General features: G+C 54.1%; 18 protein-coding genes. 1 reads left to right on the top strand and 17 read right to left on the bottom strand.

Features of this window, described 5'->3' with window-relative positions:
- Positions 1–50: 50 nt before the first annotated feature.
- From ABNS66_RS07710 to ABNS66_RS07700, 3 genes are read right to left on the bottom strand one after another with little or no spacing between them, the layout of a single operon-like run.
- Entirely contained in the window at positions 51–500 is a 450-nt protein-coding gene (locus tag ABNS66_RS07710; RefSeq protein ID WP_286838142.1) for a nuclear transport factor 2 family protein, read from the bottom strand.
- Positions 501–1,088, bottom strand: a complete 588-nt coding sequence (locus ABNS66_RS07705; protein WP_286695337.1) for a pyridoxamine 5'-phosphate oxidase family protein — start codon at positions 1,086–1,088, stop codon at positions 501–503.
- 60 nt (positions 1,089–1,148) lie between these two features.
- Positions 1,149–1,703 carry a peroxidase-related enzyme gene (locus ABNS66_RS07700; RefSeq protein ID WP_286695336.1) on the bottom strand — a complete coding sequence of 185 codons (555 nt, stop codon included), beginning with the start codon at positions 1,701–1,703 and terminating at the stop codon, positions 1,149–1,151.
- A 144-nt stretch (positions 1,704–1,847) separates the two neighbouring features.
- On the opposite strand from ABNS66_RS07700, the gene ABNS66_RS07695 reads away from it, so the two are divergent.
- Positions 1,848–2,756, top strand: a complete 909-nt coding sequence (locus ABNS66_RS07695) for a LysR substrate-binding domain-containing protein (protein ID WP_286695335.1) — start codon at positions 1,848–1,850, stop codon at positions 2,754–2,756.
- Here the strand turns inward: ABNS66_RS07695 and ABNS66_RS07690 are convergent.
- The 14 genes from ABNS66_RS07690 to ABNS66_RS07625 form a co-directional block, all read right to left on the bottom strand.
- Complete coding sequence (locus ABNS66_RS07690; protein WP_286695334.1) at positions 2,753–3,658, bottom strand: DMT family transporter; 906 nt, start codon at positions 3,656–3,658, stop codon at positions 2,753–2,755. The genes ABNS66_RS07695 and ABNS66_RS07690 overlap by 4 nt on opposite strands.
- 16 nt (positions 3,659–3,674) lie before the next feature.
- Positions 3,675–4,400 (bottom strand): pseudouridine synthase, encoded by a 726-nt coding sequence (locus ABNS66_RS07685; protein ID WP_286838145.1) that lies wholly within the window; start codon positions 4,398–4,400, stop codon positions 3,675–3,677.
- A 215-nt stretch (positions 4,401–4,615) separates the two neighbouring features.
- Positions 4,616–5,902: a hypothetical protein gene (locus ABNS66_RS07680; RefSeq protein ID WP_286695332.1), complete on the bottom strand. Its 1,287-nt coding sequence runs from the start codon at positions 5,900–5,902 to the stop codon at positions 4,616–4,618.
- A gap of 914 nt (positions 5,903–6,816) precedes the next feature.
- Positions 6,817–7,242, bottom strand: coding sequence for a F0F1 ATP synthase subunit epsilon (locus tag ABNS66_RS07675; protein ID WP_204994937.1), 426 nt, complete (start codon positions 7,240–7,242; stop codon positions 6,817–6,819).
- A gap of 39 nt (positions 7,243–7,281) precedes the next feature.
- Positions 7,282–8,679, bottom strand: a complete 1,398-nt coding sequence (atpD, locus tag ABNS66_RS07670; RefSeq protein WP_027873457.1) for a F0F1 ATP synthase subunit beta — start codon at positions 8,677–8,679, stop codon at positions 7,282–7,284.
- Between the two features lie 54 nt (positions 8,680–8,733).
- Entirely contained in the window at positions 8,734–9,600 is an 867-nt protein-coding gene (atpG, locus tag ABNS66_RS07665; protein WP_027873456.1) for a F0F1 ATP synthase subunit gamma, read from the bottom strand.
- A 52-nt stretch (positions 9,601–9,652) separates the two neighbouring features.
- Positions 9,653–11,197: a F0F1 ATP synthase subunit alpha gene (gene atpA / locus ABNS66_RS07660; RefSeq protein ID WP_286695331.1), complete on the bottom strand. Its 1,545-nt coding sequence runs from the start codon at positions 11,195–11,197 to the stop codon at positions 9,653–9,655.
- Positions 11,198–11,229: 32 nt separating this feature from the next.
- Positions 11,230–11,766, bottom strand: coding sequence for a F0F1 ATP synthase subunit delta (locus tag ABNS66_RS07655; RefSeq protein WP_027873454.1), 537 nt, complete (start codon positions 11,764–11,766; stop codon positions 11,230–11,232).
- A gap of 11 nt (positions 11,767–11,777) precedes the next feature.
- Complete coding sequence (locus tag ABNS66_RS07650) at positions 11,778–12,248, bottom strand: F0F1 ATP synthase subunit B (RefSeq protein ID WP_286837332.1); 471 nt, start codon at positions 12,246–12,248, stop codon at positions 11,778–11,780.
- A gap of 56 nt (positions 12,249–12,304) precedes the next feature.
- On the bottom strand, positions 12,305–12,544 hold the full coding sequence (atpE, locus tag ABNS66_RS07645) for a F0F1 ATP synthase subunit C (RefSeq protein WP_022958922.1): 240 nt from the start codon (positions 12,542–12,544) through the stop codon (positions 12,305–12,307).
- 55 nt (positions 12,545–12,599) lie between these two features.
- Complete coding sequence (gene atpB / locus ABNS66_RS07640) at positions 12,600–13,538, bottom strand: F0F1 ATP synthase subunit A (protein WP_204994933.1); 939 nt, start codon at positions 13,536–13,538, stop codon at positions 12,600–12,602.
- Positions 13,539–13,573: 35 nt separating this feature from the next.
- Positions 13,574–13,984 carry an ATP synthase subunit I gene (locus ABNS66_RS07635; RefSeq protein WP_204994932.1) on the bottom strand — a complete coding sequence of 137 codons (411 nt, stop codon included), beginning with the start codon at positions 13,982–13,984 and terminating at the stop codon, positions 13,574–13,576.
- Positions 13,985–14,217: 233 nt separating this feature from the next.
- Entirely contained in the window at positions 14,218–15,138 is a 921-nt protein-coding gene (locus tag ABNS66_RS07630) for a ParB/RepB/Spo0J family partition protein (RefSeq protein WP_286837334.1), read from the bottom strand.
- A complete protein-coding gene (locus tag ABNS66_RS07625; RefSeq protein ID WP_204994930.1) occupies positions 15,131–15,955 on the bottom strand; it encodes a ParA family protein in 825 nt (274 codons plus the stop codon). Before ABNS66_RS07625 ends, ABNS66_RS07630 begins: the two co-directional genes overlap by 8 nt.
- Between the last annotated feature and the right edge of the window lie 8 nt (positions 15,956–15,963).

Here is a 15,963-nt window from a genome sequence, read left to right as displayed (position 1 = left end):
TAACTTTTGGATAATCTCATCGGGGCTGTGGTACTAACTCTGGGGAAAGGTCAGCGGTCGGCCTCGCTAATCGCCATGTCGTTAATGCTGGCGTGGCGGTAGGCCATTAGGCCGCGCTCGTCGAATTGCCAGTTTTCATTGCCGTAGGATCGATACCACTGACCGCCGTCGTCGCGCCATTCGTAGGCAAAGCGCACGGCAATGCGGTTGCCGCTGTGGGCCCACACTTCTTTAATCAGACGATATTCCTGCTCGCGCTGCCACTTGTTGGCTAAGAACGCGATGATTTCTGCGCGGCCCACCGGAAAGTCAGCGCGGTTTCGCCATTGAGAATCTTCGGTGTAGGCCTGCGCGATGGCTTCGGGGTTACGGCTGTTCCAGGCATCTTCTGCCTTGCGGGTTTTCACTACCGCTTCTTCGTAGCTAAACGGGGGTAGCGGTGGGCGAGTATTGGGGTCGGTCATCATCATTTCCTTGTGCTTGGCTATTAGGATTGGCATTTACTGTTGGTTGGGGTCTACGCCGAGTTCGCGCAAGCGCTGCTCGACCATGCGATCAATATCCGCGTCGGTATAACGAGGGGTAATGTGCTGGGGGCAGTTCCAGTCGAAGGCGGCAATGTGTATCAGCACGCCGCGCTCAATGCGGGCGCGGTAGTTCGGGTCCAGCAAGGCCTGTAAGCGCGCATCATCTGGGTCGACAAACTCCAGCCGCCCCGCCACTTTCAGGCGGCGGCGGTTTGGGTAGTCCATCAAAAACAGCGACACGCGATTATTGCTCTGCACGTTGCCAGCACTAATGTATTGGCGATTGCCACGGTAGTCGGCAAAGCCCAGCGTCGCCGCGTCCAACACTTTGATAAACCCTTGTGGGCCGCCGCGATGCTGCACATAGGGCCAGCCCGACTCGCTAACGCTGGCCATATACAGGCTGTCGCGCTGACGAATAAATTGCGCCTCCTTGTCGCTGAGCAAATAGTTGTAGTCCTCGCCCTGCTCCATTCGCGCATAAGTGTCGCGGCTGCGGCCCTGGCTTTGCAGTGCTTTGGCGGCGGGGCTAAACATTAGCTTGGCGTAGCGGTGTCCCATGGCTCTGTCTCCGGTGGCCCCTTGCCCTCGACTGCCAAGGGGCCGTGGCTGGATAAACGCTTAGGCAGCGCCTCGGCTCAGGCTCAGTTCTACCGTGGGGAAGTCGATCTCCACCTCGCTGGCCTTGCCGATGAAGTTGGTCAGAATATTCATGCCAACGTGGGTGATAATCTCCACCACCTCCGCGTCGCTGTAGCCCGCACTGTGCAGCTCGGCGATCTCGGCGGCGGTGACACTGCCACTGTGTTCAACCAGCGTATTGGCAAACTTCACCGCCACCGCGGCTTTGGCATCCTGGCTGCCACCGGCGCGATTGGCGGCAATTTCGTCGCCGTTCAAACCGGCCTTGCGACCAATGGCCGTGTGCGCCGACACGCAGTACTGGCAGGCATTTTGTTGGGCCACCGCCAGAGCGATGCGCTCGCGAGTAGCCGGCGACAACTCACCCTCACCGGCAATACCGTGCAGGCCGAGAAAGGCGCGCAGCGCCGCTGGGGAATTGGCAAAGATTTTCAGAAAATTTGGCACCATGCCCAGCTTTTGTTGAATCGCATCGAGCAACTCCTGCTGCTCGGCACTGGCGTTGTCATGGTCGATAATAGGTAAACGGCTCATCGTGGCATCCTCAAGTAAGTGGTTTGGTGCAGCTACCGCCGTAACTGCCCGACACCGCTACCTTGCCGAATTTCACATAGAAGAAGAATACGCGTACATTGCAATTCATTATTACTTTAATCGGAATAATGGCGCGCAAGACTTATGGACAAATTTCACTTGCTTAAGGTGTATGTGGCCGTTGCCGAGGCCGAGGGTTTTGCCGCCGCCGCGCGGCGTTTGGAGCTGTCGCCCCCCGCCGTTACCCGCGCCATTGCCGCACTTGAAGATAACCTGGGCGTAAAGCTGTTGCAGCGCAGCACCCGCTACGTGCGCACGACCGATATCGGCAGGCGTTATCTGGACGATGCCAAACGGATTCTTGCCGAGCTGGAGGCCGCCGACCACACCGCAAGCGGGATCAACACCGAACCCCAGGGCCAGCTCACCGTCACCGCGCCCGTACTGTTTGGGCGGCGCTTTATTACGCCCAGTATTGTTCGTTACCTGGAGCGCTATCCCAAAACCACGGTAAATGCCGTGTTTCTCGACCGCGTGGTTAACCTGCTGGAAGAAGGGATTGATGTCGGTATACGCATTGGCGAGCTGCCGGATTCGTCGCTGCGCGGCCGCAAAGTCGGCAGCGTGCGCATGGTGGTCTGCGCCTCGCCGGACTACTTGCAGCACTGTGGTCGCCCACAACGCCCGGACGACTTGCGCAAGCACAGCTTGATCGCCTCACTGGCGGTTGGCGAAAACCAGCACTGGCACTTTCAATCGCCGGACAAAGCCCATGCGCAACAGCGCATTGCTATTGCACCGCGACTCACGGTCACAACGAATGATGCCGCCGTTGAAGCGGCCGTGAATGGTTTGGGGATTACCCGCGTGTTGTCCTACCAAGTGGCCGACGAGGTCGCGGCAGGCAAGCTGGAAATACTGATGGAAGACTATCAACCAGCCGCCAAACCGATCACCATTCTCCACCGGGAAGATCGCAATCCCGCGGTAAAGGTTCGCGCCTTTATTGATATGTTATCTGATAAACTTGCAGGCCATTCGGCACTGCATTAACGCGCCCGACCGTGTTTTCGTAGCGGCTGTAAGGCAATGATATTTCCGGCCAGCATTAATGTACCGCCCAATAGTATTGCCCAGTCGAACGCCTCGGCGTAGAGCACCACACCCAATAGCGCGATCAATGGCAAACGCAAAAAGTCCAGCGTGACCACCACACTTACCTCGGCATAGTGCATGGCCTTACTCATGCAAAAATGTGCCGACAAGGCCATAAGGCCTATCAGCAATAGCCACACCCACTGCTCGGAGTAAGGCCACTGCCAGTGGGCAATCGACAGTGCAAAACCAATGGGTAACTGCACCAAACACATATAAAAAACAATCGTGAACGGCGAGTCGGCACCGCCGAGTGCTTTCGTGCAGGTGTGAGAAACGGCGTAGCCAATGGCGGCTGCCAACACAATAAGCGATGCGCTATCGACAATGCTGTAGCCCGGCTGAACAATCGCCAACACACCCAGCAGGCCCATGACTATCGCTATTAATTTTCGGCGCGTTATCGCCTCGTTTAAGGCAACGGCGGCAATCAGCATCGTCCAAAACGGCACGGTAAATTCCAGCGCAAACACTTCGGCCAATGGCAGCAAGCCAATGCCGACAAACCAACCGTACTGGCCGCCAAAGTGAAAAACATTGCGCAGCACATGCAAGCCCGGGCGCTGACTGCGCAGCCGCAGCGCTGATGACTCTACTCGGTTTGAGCGGGACAACCTGGCCACCAGCATAATCAGTAACAAACACAGCAAACCGATAGCGCTGCGAAAGAACAGTTGCTGGTGTACGGCAATTTCGCCGCTCAGCTCACGCGCCGATATCGCCATTGTGCTGAACGACGCCAAGGCGCCAGCCATCCAAGCTGCCGCGCGAGGTGTTTGTTGATGATGAAGTGCGTCCACTGCCGTCTTAGCGTCCTTACGTTGGCGGGGCAGTATATCGCGCTATTGCCGCAAGCTCTTCCTTACTCAACAAGCGGCTTTCACCCAGGGCTAAGTCCGCCAAGGCTACCGGCCCCACCGACTCGCGATGCAGCGCTAACACCTCGTTATCAAAAGCGCCGAACATCCGCTTCACCTGGTGGTACTTACCCTCGGTAAGCGTTAGGCGCGCCGTGGTGGCCGACAAAATCTGCAACTGCGCGGGCTGGGTGGTAATGCCCTCATAGGAAAAATAAACACCGCGCTGAAAGGCATCGATATAATCCTGGGAGAGCGGCGTGGCCACCTCCACCCAATACACCTTGGCGAGCTTCGTTTCCGGCAAACTGATACGCCGCGACCATCCACCGTCATTGCTAAGCAACACCAAACCGGTGGTATTAAAATCCAAGCGACCGACAATATGCAGCTCCGTCTTGCGAGGATGATCCAGCACATCAATCACCGTGCGGTGAGCATCATCCTTCGTTGCGCTCACCACCCCCCTGGGCTTATTTAAGGCAATGTACAAAGGTGTGTCCGCTTGCAAACACAGCCCGTCCACCTCAATACGACTAAAGCGATCAATACGTTGGTTAATCGACTGAGCCAGCTCCCCATCCACCACAATGCGCCCCTGCGCCAATAACAGCCGAGTATCCGACATTGCGAACGCGGTATGCTGGCGGATGAAACGGTCAAGGCGAGTCGTGTTGGCAGTCATGCGCGTATTGTTGCGGGTAGATGGGATTGACTACACGCGACTATAAGAGTCGCGCGAATGTAGACTGTTAAACTTACTGGAATGAGATAGGCGGTGCTAAAAACTTCACCCTGTTTAAGCGTACAGAAACTGTTCGACATTAACGCCGCCATCATGCGCGACTTTGTAGTGGAGGCGAAGCCGCAATAAAAAGGGTGTCGCCGTGCCTGGCTTTGTTAGCCAACTGGCGGATACAGCCTAGGTCTAGCGAGAACATACGTAGCAAACAGAGAATCTTTAAATCGATAATACCGCTCACGAACTTTCTCAAGCTCTGAGCCATAGTCATCAGCCACTAAATGACCAACAAACTGACTCGCATTATCAACTTCATCCTCTAAGGCGATTTTGTAGGCATCAGTGGTCCAACACTCGCCATCCTCTCCTCTGACTTGTGCAAGAGCGCGGAGGACTGACTCCCTTTGGCGTGATGAGCCGACAGCCTTTTTGTAACGGCCTTCTAGAACTGGGTCAGCACCCCGCTCAGCTATCGATTTCAATGTCTCCTGAACCGCAGCACGATCAATGACTTTAACGCCCTTTTGGTAGGCTGAGCGAAACGCGTACTTACCTATCAGATGGACCATATAAGGATGGCCTTGTGCGAGGGAAACCAGTATATCAGTAGCCTCATCGTCGAAGGTAATAAAGCCGTCTATCTCATTCTCCGCAATCCGAATTATTTCTCGTAGTTCTTCAGGCTGCATTGGATGAACACGAATAATACTGCCAGAAAATAGCCTATCAACGGACTCATGCTCTTTCATCAGGTTTTGGATATCTTGAGCTACTCCGACCAAACAGAATTTGGCTTTTGGTACATTGGTAGCCAGTGATTTCATGAATCCGGCCATACCCGATGGATCGTTAATCTGATCAAATTCATCTACGATAATAAACAAGCCGTCTTTAGCTATTCCTTCTTCAACAATTGCATGGCAAACGTTTGTGAAAACGGTATCGATAGAGTGGTTGTTGACCGCTGGCCTAGACTCTTGCTCGGTAGCCTTTTCACCACCGAGTTTCGCCTCGATGCCAAATAACTTCGCACCTATTTCGGGCGCATAAGAAACAACTTCTTTTTTTGCTCCAGGAATATCGTATATCCAGTCGCCCAGACAATTAGACGTTGTTAAGAGACGTTCGAGCAAATCCCCAAAATCTGTTACGCGGTTGCCACATGCAAAATACACCGGCAAGAAGTCTAAAGGTCTATCATGGTTAATTCCTAAGTGATCTAGGAGGCCATCGTCACCAGAGGCTGCAATCTCTAACTGGCGAGATAAAGAAGTTTTACCTACGCCACGGTTCCCAACAATGGCAATGTTAACTCCGTCACCTAGGAGCCCATAATATCCATCTTCCACCTCCATTTTACGCCCAGCAAATCGAACGACGGCAGTTACTTCTTTAGCTGGCTGAAAAGCATTTTCAACTTCAGACAATGATGGCTTGTCTACCATTCTGATCTCCTTGGCTAACATTTGCATATCGCGCACCCTCGTTTAGCTAAAACATGAGTATCGCTTTAGCTCTCTAACTAATTAGGAAAAAGTCTTTTTTTTCGGCGCTTTTTCGCTGAAAAAGTGAGCATGCGCGTTGATTCAAATAACGAGGGGGTCTCATAATTTTGCCTGCATATCCTTATGTGGCTGTTTTATTTATTCTTTCTTTTTGCGCCCAAGATTAACGCACACTCCTTTGCTGACTTCAGCTTAATTTACTAGCCTAAGGATGTATAGCTTGTGTAATACACTGTCTTTGGCACGGGCTAAACCTCCCCTTCAGCACTGCCGAGCACGGCGCTGACTAAGCGGAATAGAGCGAGAACTGTTTGAGCCGATAGGCGAGTTCCGCAGCGACCGCTTGGGCAGGGCCGCGCGCAGGGGATCGGCGGCGGTCAGCCGACGACAGTGATGCGGGGCGCCCCTTTTTACTCGGCATTGCATGCCTCGCCCTTCGGGTCGCCGACGAGCGGCGCTCAATGCGGAAAACGCATTGTCTTTGCCCCCTTTCTCTTTGGGCAAGCAAAGAGAAAGGGGGTCGCCCAGCAGGGCGAAATCAAAGCCATCAGCGTCTGGGGGAATGAATGTTTCAACGGTCCATCAGACAACGTCTTCGCGGTTAACAGCGTGCCCCGCGACCGTAGGGAGTGCTTTGGGTAAACCGCTCCTACAAGTAACCCTGGTTCGTAGCTGGATTGGTCGCGCTCAGGCCCGCTCCTACAACCACTATGATGGTAGGCAGCGCTAAAGCACTCCTACATTGATGCGGACATGTTGTTTGAAAGGAAGGGAATTATTGAGTTGGTAGGGCTTTTTTCCAGGCATAAAAAAAGGCGGCCTAAGCCGCCTTTTTCTGCAATTCCCGGTGGGAATTACTTGCCCATCGCCTTGCGAATTTGCTGCAGGGTACGCAGCTGTGCAGTGGCTGCTGCCAGTTGAGCCGCGGCGCGCGAGTAGTCTACGTCGGCGCTTTGGTTCAGCATGGCTTGCTGAGCTTGCTTTTGTGCTTCCAGGGCTGCGGCTTCGTCGAGGTCGTCGGCACGCAATGCTGTGTCGGCAAGAATGCTCACAACATTGGGCTGGACTTCGAGGTAGCCACCGGAGACGTAGTAAACCTGCTCTTCGCCGTTGTCCAGTACGAGGCGTACGGGGCCGGGCTCGAGCGAGGTTAACAGCGGGGCGTGACCGTAGGTCACACCCAGGTCACCCTGAATGCCATTGGCAACGATCAGCTTGGCGCGGCCGGAGAAGATTTCTTCTTCGGCACTTACGATGTCGCAATGTATTGTCATAGCCATATCTTCAGCCTCTTAGGCGTGAAGCCCGCTTGCGCGGACTTACAGTTTCGACGCTTTCTCGATTGCTTCTTCGATGGTACCAACCATGTAGAAAGCCTGCTCTGGCAGGTGATCGTAGTCACCGTTCAGAATGCCTTTGAAGCTGGCGATGGTGTCTTTCAGAGACACGTACTTACCGGGGCTGCCGGTGAAGATTTCGGCAACGTGGAAAGGCTGTGACAGGAAGCGCTCGATTTTACGTGCGCGCTCTACGGTCATTTTGTCTTCTTCAGACAGCTCGTCCATACCCAGGATGGCGATGATGTCTTTCAGCTCTTTGTAGCGCTGAAGTACAGTCTGTACACCGCGGGCTACTTCGTAGTGCTCTTGACCAACCAGCAGTGGGTCGAGCTGACGTGAAGTAGAGTCCAGTGGGTCTACCGCTGGGTAGATACCTTTTGCTGCGATGTCACGGCTAAGTACTACCGTTGAATCCAAGTGAGCAAAGGTGGTTGCTGGCGAGGGGTCAGTCAAGTCATCCGCCGGTACGTATACCGCCTGGATAGAAGTGATAGAGCCGGTTTTGGTTGAGGTGATACGTTCCTGAAGAACACCCATCTCTTCCGCCAGTGTGGGCTGGTAACCTACCGCTGAAGGCATACGACCCAGCAGTGCTGATACTTCGGTACCGGCCAGTGTGTAACGATAGATGTTGTCGACGAACAACAGTACGTCACGACCTTCGTCACGGAATTTTTCAGCCATGGTCAGACCAGTCAGTGCTACACGCAGGCGGTTGCCCGGTGGCTCATTCATCTGGCCGTATACCATCGCTACTTTTGATTTCGCGAATTCTTCAACGTTTACAACGCCGGCTTCCTGCATTTCGTGGTAGAAGTCGTTACCCTCACGAGTACGCTCACCAACACCTGCGAATACAGACAGACCGCTGTGCTCGGTTGCGATGTTGTTGATCAGTTCCATCATGTTTACGGTTTTACCAACACCGGCACCACCGAACAGACCAACTTTACCACCCTTGGCAAACGGGCAAACCAGGTCGATAACCTTGATGCCGGTTTCCAGCAGGTCAGAAGACGCTGCAAGCTCTTCGTACTTCGGTGCAGCGCGGTGGATTTCCATGCGCTCTTTTTCACCGATGGGACCACATTCGTCGATGGGGTTACCCAGTACGTCCATGATGCGACCGAGTGTTTCGGTGCCCACGGGTACTTTGATTTTTTCTTTGGTGTTGTCGACATCCAGTCCGCGACGCAGGCCTTCAGAAGAACCCAACGCGATCGCGCGAACCACGCCATCACCCAATTGCTGTTGTACTTCCAGCGTCAGGCCGCTGTCAGTCACTTTCAGTGCATCATAAACCTGTGGCACAGAATCGCGCGGAAACTCCACGTCGATAACGGCGCCGATGACTTGTACGATACGTCCGCTACTCATGTTAGGTTCCTCTTAAAAACCTTAAAAATTTCAAAATCCGTTGCCGGTATCGTGTTATGACGATACCGCTGCAGCACCGCCAACAATCTCTGACAGCTCTTGCGTAATGGCTGCCTGACGGGCTTTGTTGTATACCAGTTGCAGACCGTCGATGATTTCGCCAGCGTTGTCGGTAGCGCTCTTCATCGCGATCATCCGGGCAGCTTGTTCACATGCTCCGTTTTCAACCACTGTTTGGTATACCTGTGACTCAACGTAGCGAGTCAGCAGACCTTCCAGCAGTTCTTCTGGAGTGGGCTCGTAAATGTAGTCCCAGTGATGTTTCAAGCTGTCGTCTTGTTCTGCTTCCAGTGGCAGCAGTTGGCGAACAAACGGCGTTTGAGTCATGGTGTTGATAAACTCATTGCCCACCAGGTAAAGACGATCAATCCGGCCTTCGCTATAGGCGTCCAGCATGGTTTTAACAGAGCCGATCAGGTCGCTAACGCTGGGCGCTTCGCCCATGTCGCGCACTGATGCAACAATGTTGCCGCCAAAGCTGTTGAAGAAGCCCGCTGCTTTGCCACCAATCAGGCAAAGATCAACGTCGACGTTTTTGTTGGACCAGCTTTGCATTTCTTTAATAGCTTGCTTGAACAGGTTGGTGTTCAGGCCGCCACACAGACCGCGGTCTGTAGAAACGATAACAAAGCCAACGCGCTTAACGTCGCGCTCTTCCATATATTGATGACGGTATTCCGGATTTGCATTGGCGATATGCCCAACCACTGCGCGCATACGCTGCGCGTAGGGCTTACCCACTTCCATGCGATCTTGAGCTTTACGCATTTTACTCGCCGCAACCATTTCCATGGCGCTAGTGATTTTTTGCGTGCTCTTGATGCTGGAGATCTGGGTGCGTATTTCTTTTGCACCTGCCATGATTAAAAATCCTCAAGCAGTAAAGCGCTCCCGGGAGAGCGCTTTATCCGTCTTACCAAGTCTGTGTTGACTTGAACTTTTCGACCAGTTCTTTGAACTTGCCTTCCAGCTCGTCATTCCAGCTGCCGGTGTCGTTGATCTGCTTCATCACGTCGCCGTATTCAGCGTGTGCGTAAGCCAGGATCGCCGCTTCGAAGTCCAGTACCTTGCTAACATCAACGTCTTTCAGGTGACCTTCGTTCGCGCAGTACAGTGACAGAGCCATGTCGGCAATGCTCATTGGGCTGTATTGCTTCTGCTTCATCAGCTCGGTTACGCGCTCACCTTGCTCAAGCTGAGCTTTGGTTGCGTCGTCGAGGTCAGAAGCAAACTGGGAGAAGGCCGCCAGTTCGCGGTACTGAGCCAGTGCGGTACGAATACCACCGGACAGTTTCTTGATTACTTTTGTCTGCGCTGCACCACCAACACGCGATACCGAGATACCGGCGTTCATTGACGGACGAATACCGGCGTTGAACATGTCGGTTTCGAGGAAGATCTGACCGTCGGTGATCGAGATTACGTTGGTCGGTACGAAGGCAGAAACGTCACCAGCCTGGGTTTCGATAACAGGCAGTGCGGTCAATGAACCTGTTTTGCCTTTTACTTCACCGTTGGTGAATTTTTCTACGTACTCTTCAGAAACTCGTGCAGCACGCTCCAACAGACGCGAGTGGAGGTAGAATACGTCACCGGGGTAGGCTTCACGGCCTGGCGGACGACGCAGCAGCAGCGAGATTTGGCGGTAAGCCCAGGCTTGCTTGGTCAGGTCATCGTAGATGATCAGCGCGTCTTCACCGCGGTCGCGGTAGTATTCGCCGATAGTACAGCCGGTGAACGGTGCGATGAACTGCATAGAAGCAGGATCAGACGCGGTCGCGGCTACAACAACGGTGTGGTCCATTGCGCCGTGTTCTTCCAGTTTGCGCACAACGGCGGCAATAGAAGAGGCCTTCTGGCCAACAGCGACGTAGACACACTTAATGCCTGAGTCTTTCTGGTTGATGATGGCGTCAACAGCGATGGCTGTTTTACCGATCTGGCGGTCACCGATGATCAGCTCACGCTGGCCACGGCCGATGGGTACCATGGAGTCAACGGCTTTCAGACCGATTTGCACGGGCTGGTCAACCGACTTACGCCAGATTACACCGGGAGCAACTTTTTCAACTGCGTCGGTGAGTTTGGCGTCGATGGGACCTTTACCGTCGATGGGGTTACCCAGTGCGTCGATAACGCGACCCTGAAGCTCGGGGCCTACGGGTACTTCCAGGATACGGCCGGTACATTTACAAGTTTGGCCTTCGGCGATGTCAAAGTAGTCACCCAGGACTACCGCGCCGACTGAATCGCGCTCGAGGTTAAGTGCCATACCGAAATGGCCACCTTCGAATTCGATCATTTCACCGTACATCACATCGGTCAGGCCGTGGATACGTACGATACCGTCTGATACCGAGACGATAGTGCCCTCGTTTTGGGCTTCAGCGGTCACATCTAATTTTTCGATGCGCTGCTTGATAATATCGCTAATCTCGGAGGGGTTCAGTTGCTGCATGCTCTGTTCCTCAATCCTATTCTCTTAAACGCTCAGGAATTTACTGCTTCAGCGAGTTTCGCTAAGCGACCGCGCACCGAGCCATCTATAACCAGGTCGCCGGTGCGAACCACAACGCCGCCCAACAGGCTGCGATCTTCGTGGCTGCTTACCTTCACCTGGCGTTGCAGTTTTTTGCTCAAAACGTCGGCAAGACGTTGCTCGGATTCTGAGTCCAGCGCGAAGGCTGTCGTCAGCTCGACGTCCACGGATTTCTCCTGGACGGCTTTGTGCGCGTCAAACAATTCGCTGATTAACGGCAGTAATGCCAAGCGCTTGTTTTCTGCGAGAATCCTGATGAAATTTTCACCGCCGGCATTGAGTGCATCGCCGCAGACGTCGATAAATTTCTGCGCTTGCTGCTCGCTGGTGATGGCCGGAGAAGACAGCAGCTTGGCTACCGCTTCCTGGCTGGCGACAGCGGCTGCCGTTGCCAGCATTTGTGACCACTCACCTAATGCCGAAGAAGCCAGGGCGTGCTCGAAAGCCGCCTTGGCGTAGGGTCTAGCCATTGTGCTCAATTCAGCCATGTCAACCTCGCTTACAGGCCTGCGGCCAGCTTGTCGACCATGTCTTTATGAACAGACTCATCGATAGACGCTTCCAGTACTTTTTCAGCACCTGCCAATGCCAGTTTCGCCACCTGTGAACGCAGTGCTTCTTTCGCACGGTTCATTTCCTGCTCTACTTCGGCTTGGGCTGCTGCTTTCAGGCGATCGCCTTCAGTACGTGCAGACTCTTTCGCTTCATCAATAATTTGATTGGCGCGCTTGTTGGCAGCATCAATGATGGAAGCCGCTTCCGCTTTGGCTTCGCGAAGCTGCTTGGCAGCTTTTTCCTGAGCAAGCTCAAGATCGCGACCCGCGCGGTCTGCGGCATCAAGACCGTCAGCAATCTGCTTTTCACGCTCTTCCATTGCCTTGCGGATAGCGCCCCACACAAATGCGTGGCAGAACCATACGAAGAACAGGAAGGTGATCGATTGTCCAATCAGTGTGAGATTAATATTCACGCCGATACCTCTGCTATATCAAGTTGCTGAACGTGTCGTATTCCGAATGCGTGCAATTAAGCGGGCAGGCCGGGAACAACAACGAACAGAACGTACATAGCGATACCAACACCGATCATGGGAACGGCGTCGAGCAGACCAGCGATCAGGAACATTTTACCTTGCAGCATTGGCGCCAGTTCAGGCTGACGAGCAGAGCCTTCCAGCAGTTTACCGCCCAGTAGTGCGAAACCAATCGCAGTACCCAGTGCGCCAAAACCGATCATCAGTGAAACAGCAATCAGAGCCAAACCCATGGTAGTTCTCCTACATTTTAAGTTAAGAAAAGTTTAGTTAGTTAAAGCAAATACCTTAGTGGAACTGGTCTTCTTCTTCGATCTGGTGCGCCGTTGCCATGTAGACAATGGTCAGTACCATGAAGACGAAGGCCTGCAGTGTAATAACAAGGATGTGGAAAACTGCCCACGCCCACTGCAACACACCTGCAAAGAGTCCCAGAATCAGTCCGGCGCCGAACATTGTGGCGATCAGAATGAAAATCATCTCACCGGCGTACATGTTACCGAACAGTCGCAGACCGAGTGAGATCGGCTTGGAGATCCACGAGATCGCCTCAAGCGCGAAGTTGATCGGCACCAGGAACACGTTCACGTACCACTTGGGGTGGTGGAACGGGTGCAGAGTGAGTTCTTTTACAAAGCCCATAAAGCCTTTTTTAGCGATGGTGAAGTAAACCATCAGGCCGAAAATGGTGAAGCCCATGCCCAAGGTGATGTTGGGGTCAGTCGTGGGAACCACTTTGAAGTAGAAGTGCGGGTCGCCGCTGATCAATGCAGCAAGCTGTGGAATCCAGTCGACGGGCACAAGGTCCATCGCGTTCATCAGGAAGATCCACATGAAAATAGTCAGTGCCATTGGCGCGATCATGGCATTTTTGTGGTGGAAACCGTCTTTAACTGTTTGGTCGATAAAGCCGATAACCATTTCGACGGCATTTTGTGCGCCGCGGGGAATGCCACTGTGAGCGCGCTTGGCGATGCGGGCAAAAAACAACAGGAACAAAAAGCCCAGACCAATTGACCACAACATGGAGTCAACGTGGATAGCCATGAAACCCATGTCCGCCGCTTCCTGGCCGCTGTGTGCCAGCGTCCAAGTATCTGCCGCCAGCACTTCGTGCACGTGGCCTTCGCTATCAAGGCGCTCGTAGCCAGCGGGAAGCTTGCCATAGGTGAGATTGGTTAAATGGTGCTGGATATATCCAACAGTCGACTGCGATTCAGCTGCCATATGTCACTCTCATTGCAAAACTTAGAAACTGTGTTTTACCTTGCGCCGGGGTTTCTCAACACGGCCACCAGCAAGGTGTTTAAAAGCATACCCACCAGGTATGCCGAAAATACGGCGACGGCAGAGAGGGGTCTGACCATTGCGAACGTGGCGGCAAACAGCCCAACCGTCGCAATAAATTTGCCCGCTTCTGCCCGGTAGAATGATTGATTTACCTCGCGCGCGTATGCCGCGCCGGCGTACTTAAAAACCTGGCGCGCAAAATAGGCATTGGGTAAAACGGAAATCAGCCCACCGATTAACAGGGATTTTGCTACCACCCCGTTAATTGAATATGTAAACCCGCTTGCGACAAGCAGCACGATGCATTGCAGGCCATAAATTTTTAGCAGTGGGGGTTTGACGGTGGCTAGCGCAGTTTTCTGCTGCCGCTGTGTTGCTGTCATTGCCCTGTTTACCTGCCGCTGCAACGCATTTTTCGCTTGTCCAAAAAGCGGGGCGAATTATAGGTGGTCATTGGCTAAGGATCAACCGATTTACCATTTATGCGACCAAAGTCTGCAATAAGCACAATTCGCAATTCGTTAACAATATCAGGAATTTAGCAGCACAATTCGCGGGGTTATTTTACCTGGCTACCAGATGGGGTAGCACCGCTACATTGTTGCCACCAAATAAGCTATTTCATATGGCTTAGAATTCCGTCCAATTCGTCCAGGCTGCTGTATTTTATTGTGAGTTTTCCGCGGCCTTTGGCGCCGTGCTGAATTTGCACAGGGGAGCCGAGTTTTTCGGACAGACTGTCTTGTAATTGTTTGATGTCGGGGTCGATGCGCGTGCTGGATTTGGCGGGGCTTTTGGCCTCGTCAACCAAGCGTCGCACCAGGGCTTCGGTCTGGCGCACCGATAAACCGCGGCTGACGACAGTAGCAGCGGCGCTGCTCTGCTGCTCGGCGGGCAGGCCCAGCAGGGCGCGACCGTGGCCCATTTCAATATCGCCATTTTCCAGCAGGGTTTGCACGTCGTCGCGCAGCCCGGTGAGGCGCAGCAGGTTGGTGATGGTGGTGCGCGATTTGCCCACTAAACCGGCAATTTCAGCGTGGGTGAGTTCAAATTCTTGTTGCAGGCGAACCAGCGCCAAGGCCTCTTCCATGGGGTTGAGGTCTTCACGCTGCAGGTTTTCGATCAGTGCCATCGCCGCCGCGGCTTCGTCGGGCACTTCGCGAATCAGCGCGGGTACGGATTCTAAACCGGCCAACTGGCTGGCGCGCCAGCGGCGCTCACCGGCGATAATTTCATAGCGGTTGTCGGCGATGGGGCGCACAACAATCGGTTGCATAATGCCCTGGGAGCGAATGGACTCGGCCAGTTCTTCCAGGCCTTCTGCAGGCATTTCGCGGCGCGGTTGGTATTTACCGCGCTGCAGGTATTCGATGGGCAGGTTTTTCAATTCGCCATCCACGGCGGCGTCGCTAACTGCCGCTGAGGTTGTCTCGCTGGCTGGCTCCACACTTGTCGCGGTATCGGCGATCGCTACCGGTTCTGCGGAGGCGCCCAGCAGGGCGTCCAGGCCTCGTCCTAAACCTCGTTTCTTAGCCATTGATGTGTTCAACCTGTTGTTCGTTCTGGCCGCCTTTGGCAGGCGCTTCAGTGGATGTTGCGCGACGCAAAATTTCCCCGGCCAAGGCCAGGTAGGCCAGAGCCCCTTTGGATTGTTTGTCGTAGTAGAGCACCGGCAGGCCGTGGCTGGGCGCCTCGGCCAGGCGCACATTGCGCGGGATGACGGTGCTGTAGAGTTTATCGCCAAAGTGGTGGCGCAGTTCGTCGGTGACCTGATTGGTCAGGCTGTTACGGCCGTCGAACATAGTGCGAAGTATTCCCTCAATCCGCAGCTGCGGGTTTATCAGCTGAGTCACGCGGCTGATGGTATTGAGCAGCGCACTCAAGCCCTCCAGGGCATAGTATTCACACTGCATGGGAATGATCACGCCATCGGCAGCCGCCAGTGCGTTAACGGTAAGCATATTGAGCGACGGCGGGCAGTCGATCAGCACGTAGTCGTAGTCGTCGGCGATATCGCCAAGCGCTTCACGCAAGCGGAATTCGCGACCGATCTCATTGATGAGCTCGACCTCTGCCGCGGTGAGATCCTGGTTGGCAGGCAGTACATCAAAGCCACTTTCAGGCGCCACAGTGCGGGTATCTGCAATGGCGCGCTGGGCGACCAATACGTCGTACACCGTGTGCTCGGCCGCGTTTTTATCCACCCCGCAACCCATGGTGGCATTGCCTTGCGGGTCGAGGTCGATAAGCAGCACGCGGCGTTTTGTCGCCGCCAGAGACGCAGCCAGGTTAACACTGGTGGTGGTTTTCCCCACGCCGCCTTTCTGGTTGGTGATCGCGAATATGGTGGCCACGGCCCGGT

The sequence above is a fragment of the uncultured Spongiibacter sp. genome (assembly GCF_964011655.1).
Lineage (GTDB): Bacteria > Pseudomonadota > Gammaproteobacteria > Pseudomonadales > Spongiibacteraceae > Spongiibacter > Spongiibacter marinus.
Note: the sequence above shows the minus strand (reverse complement) of the source record. Positions and strands in the feature narration are given on the sequence as shown.

What these genes read in the sequence shown, in the direction of transcription:
- ABNS66_RS07710 (WP_286838142.1), bottom strand. Translation starts at nt 500, where the DNA reads ATGCCAATCCTAATAGCCAAGCACAAGGAAATGATGATGACCGACCCC.
- ABNS66_RS07705 (WP_286695337.1), bottom strand. Translation starts at nt 1,088, where the DNA reads ATGGGACACCGCTACGCCAAGCTAATGTTTAGCCCCGCCGCCAAAGCA.
- ABNS66_RS07700 (WP_286695336.1), bottom strand. Translation starts at nt 1,703, where the DNA reads ATGAGCCGTTTACCTATTATCGACCATGACAACGCCAGTGCCGAGCAG.
- ABNS66_RS07695 (WP_286695335.1), top strand. Translation starts at nt 1,848, where the DNA reads ATGGACAAATTTCACTTGCTTAAGGTGTATGTGGCCGTTGCCGAGGCC.
- ABNS66_RS07685 (WP_286838145.1), bottom strand. Translation starts at nt 4,400, where the DNA reads ATGACTGCCAACACGACTCGCCTTGACCGTTTCATCCGCCAGCATACC.
- ABNS66_RS07680 (WP_286695332.1), bottom strand. Translation starts at nt 5,902, where the DNA reads ATGGTAGACAAGCCATCATTGTCTGAAGTTGAAAATGCTTTTCAGCCA.
- ABNS66_RS07675 (WP_204994937.1), bottom strand. Translation starts at nt 7,242, where the DNA reads ATGGCTATGACAATACATTGCGACATCGTAAGTGCCGAAGAAGAAATC.
- atpD (WP_027873457.1), bottom strand. Translation starts at nt 8,679, where the DNA reads ATGAGTAGCGGACGTATCGTACAAGTCATCGGCGCCGTTATCGACGTG.
- atpG (WP_027873456.1), bottom strand. Translation starts at nt 9,600, where the DNA reads ATGGCAGGTGCAAAAGAAATACGCACCCAGATCTCCAGCATCAAGAGC.
- atpA (WP_286695331.1), bottom strand. Translation starts at nt 11,197, where the DNA reads ATGCAGCAACTGAACCCCTCCGAGATTAGCGATATTATCAAGCAGCGC.
- ABNS66_RS07655 (WP_027873454.1), bottom strand. Translation starts at nt 11,766, where the DNA reads ATGGCTGAATTGAGCACAATGGCTAGACCCTACGCCAAGGCGGCTTTC.
- atpE (WP_022958922.1), bottom strand. Translation starts at nt 12,544, where the DNA reads ATGGGTTTGGCTCTGATTGCTGTTTCACTGATGATCGGTTTTGGCGCA.
- atpB (WP_204994933.1), bottom strand. Translation starts at nt 13,538, where the DNA reads ATGGCAGCTGAATCGCAGTCGACTGTTGGATATATCCAGCACCATTTA.
- ABNS66_RS07635 (WP_204994932.1), bottom strand. Translation starts at nt 13,984, where the DNA reads ATGACAGCAACACAGCGGCAGCAGAAAACTGCGCTAGCCACCGTCAAA.
- ABNS66_RS07630 (WP_286837334.1), bottom strand. Translation starts at nt 15,138, where the DNA reads ATGGCTAAGAAACGAGGTTTAGGACGAGGCCTGGACGCCCTGCTGGGC.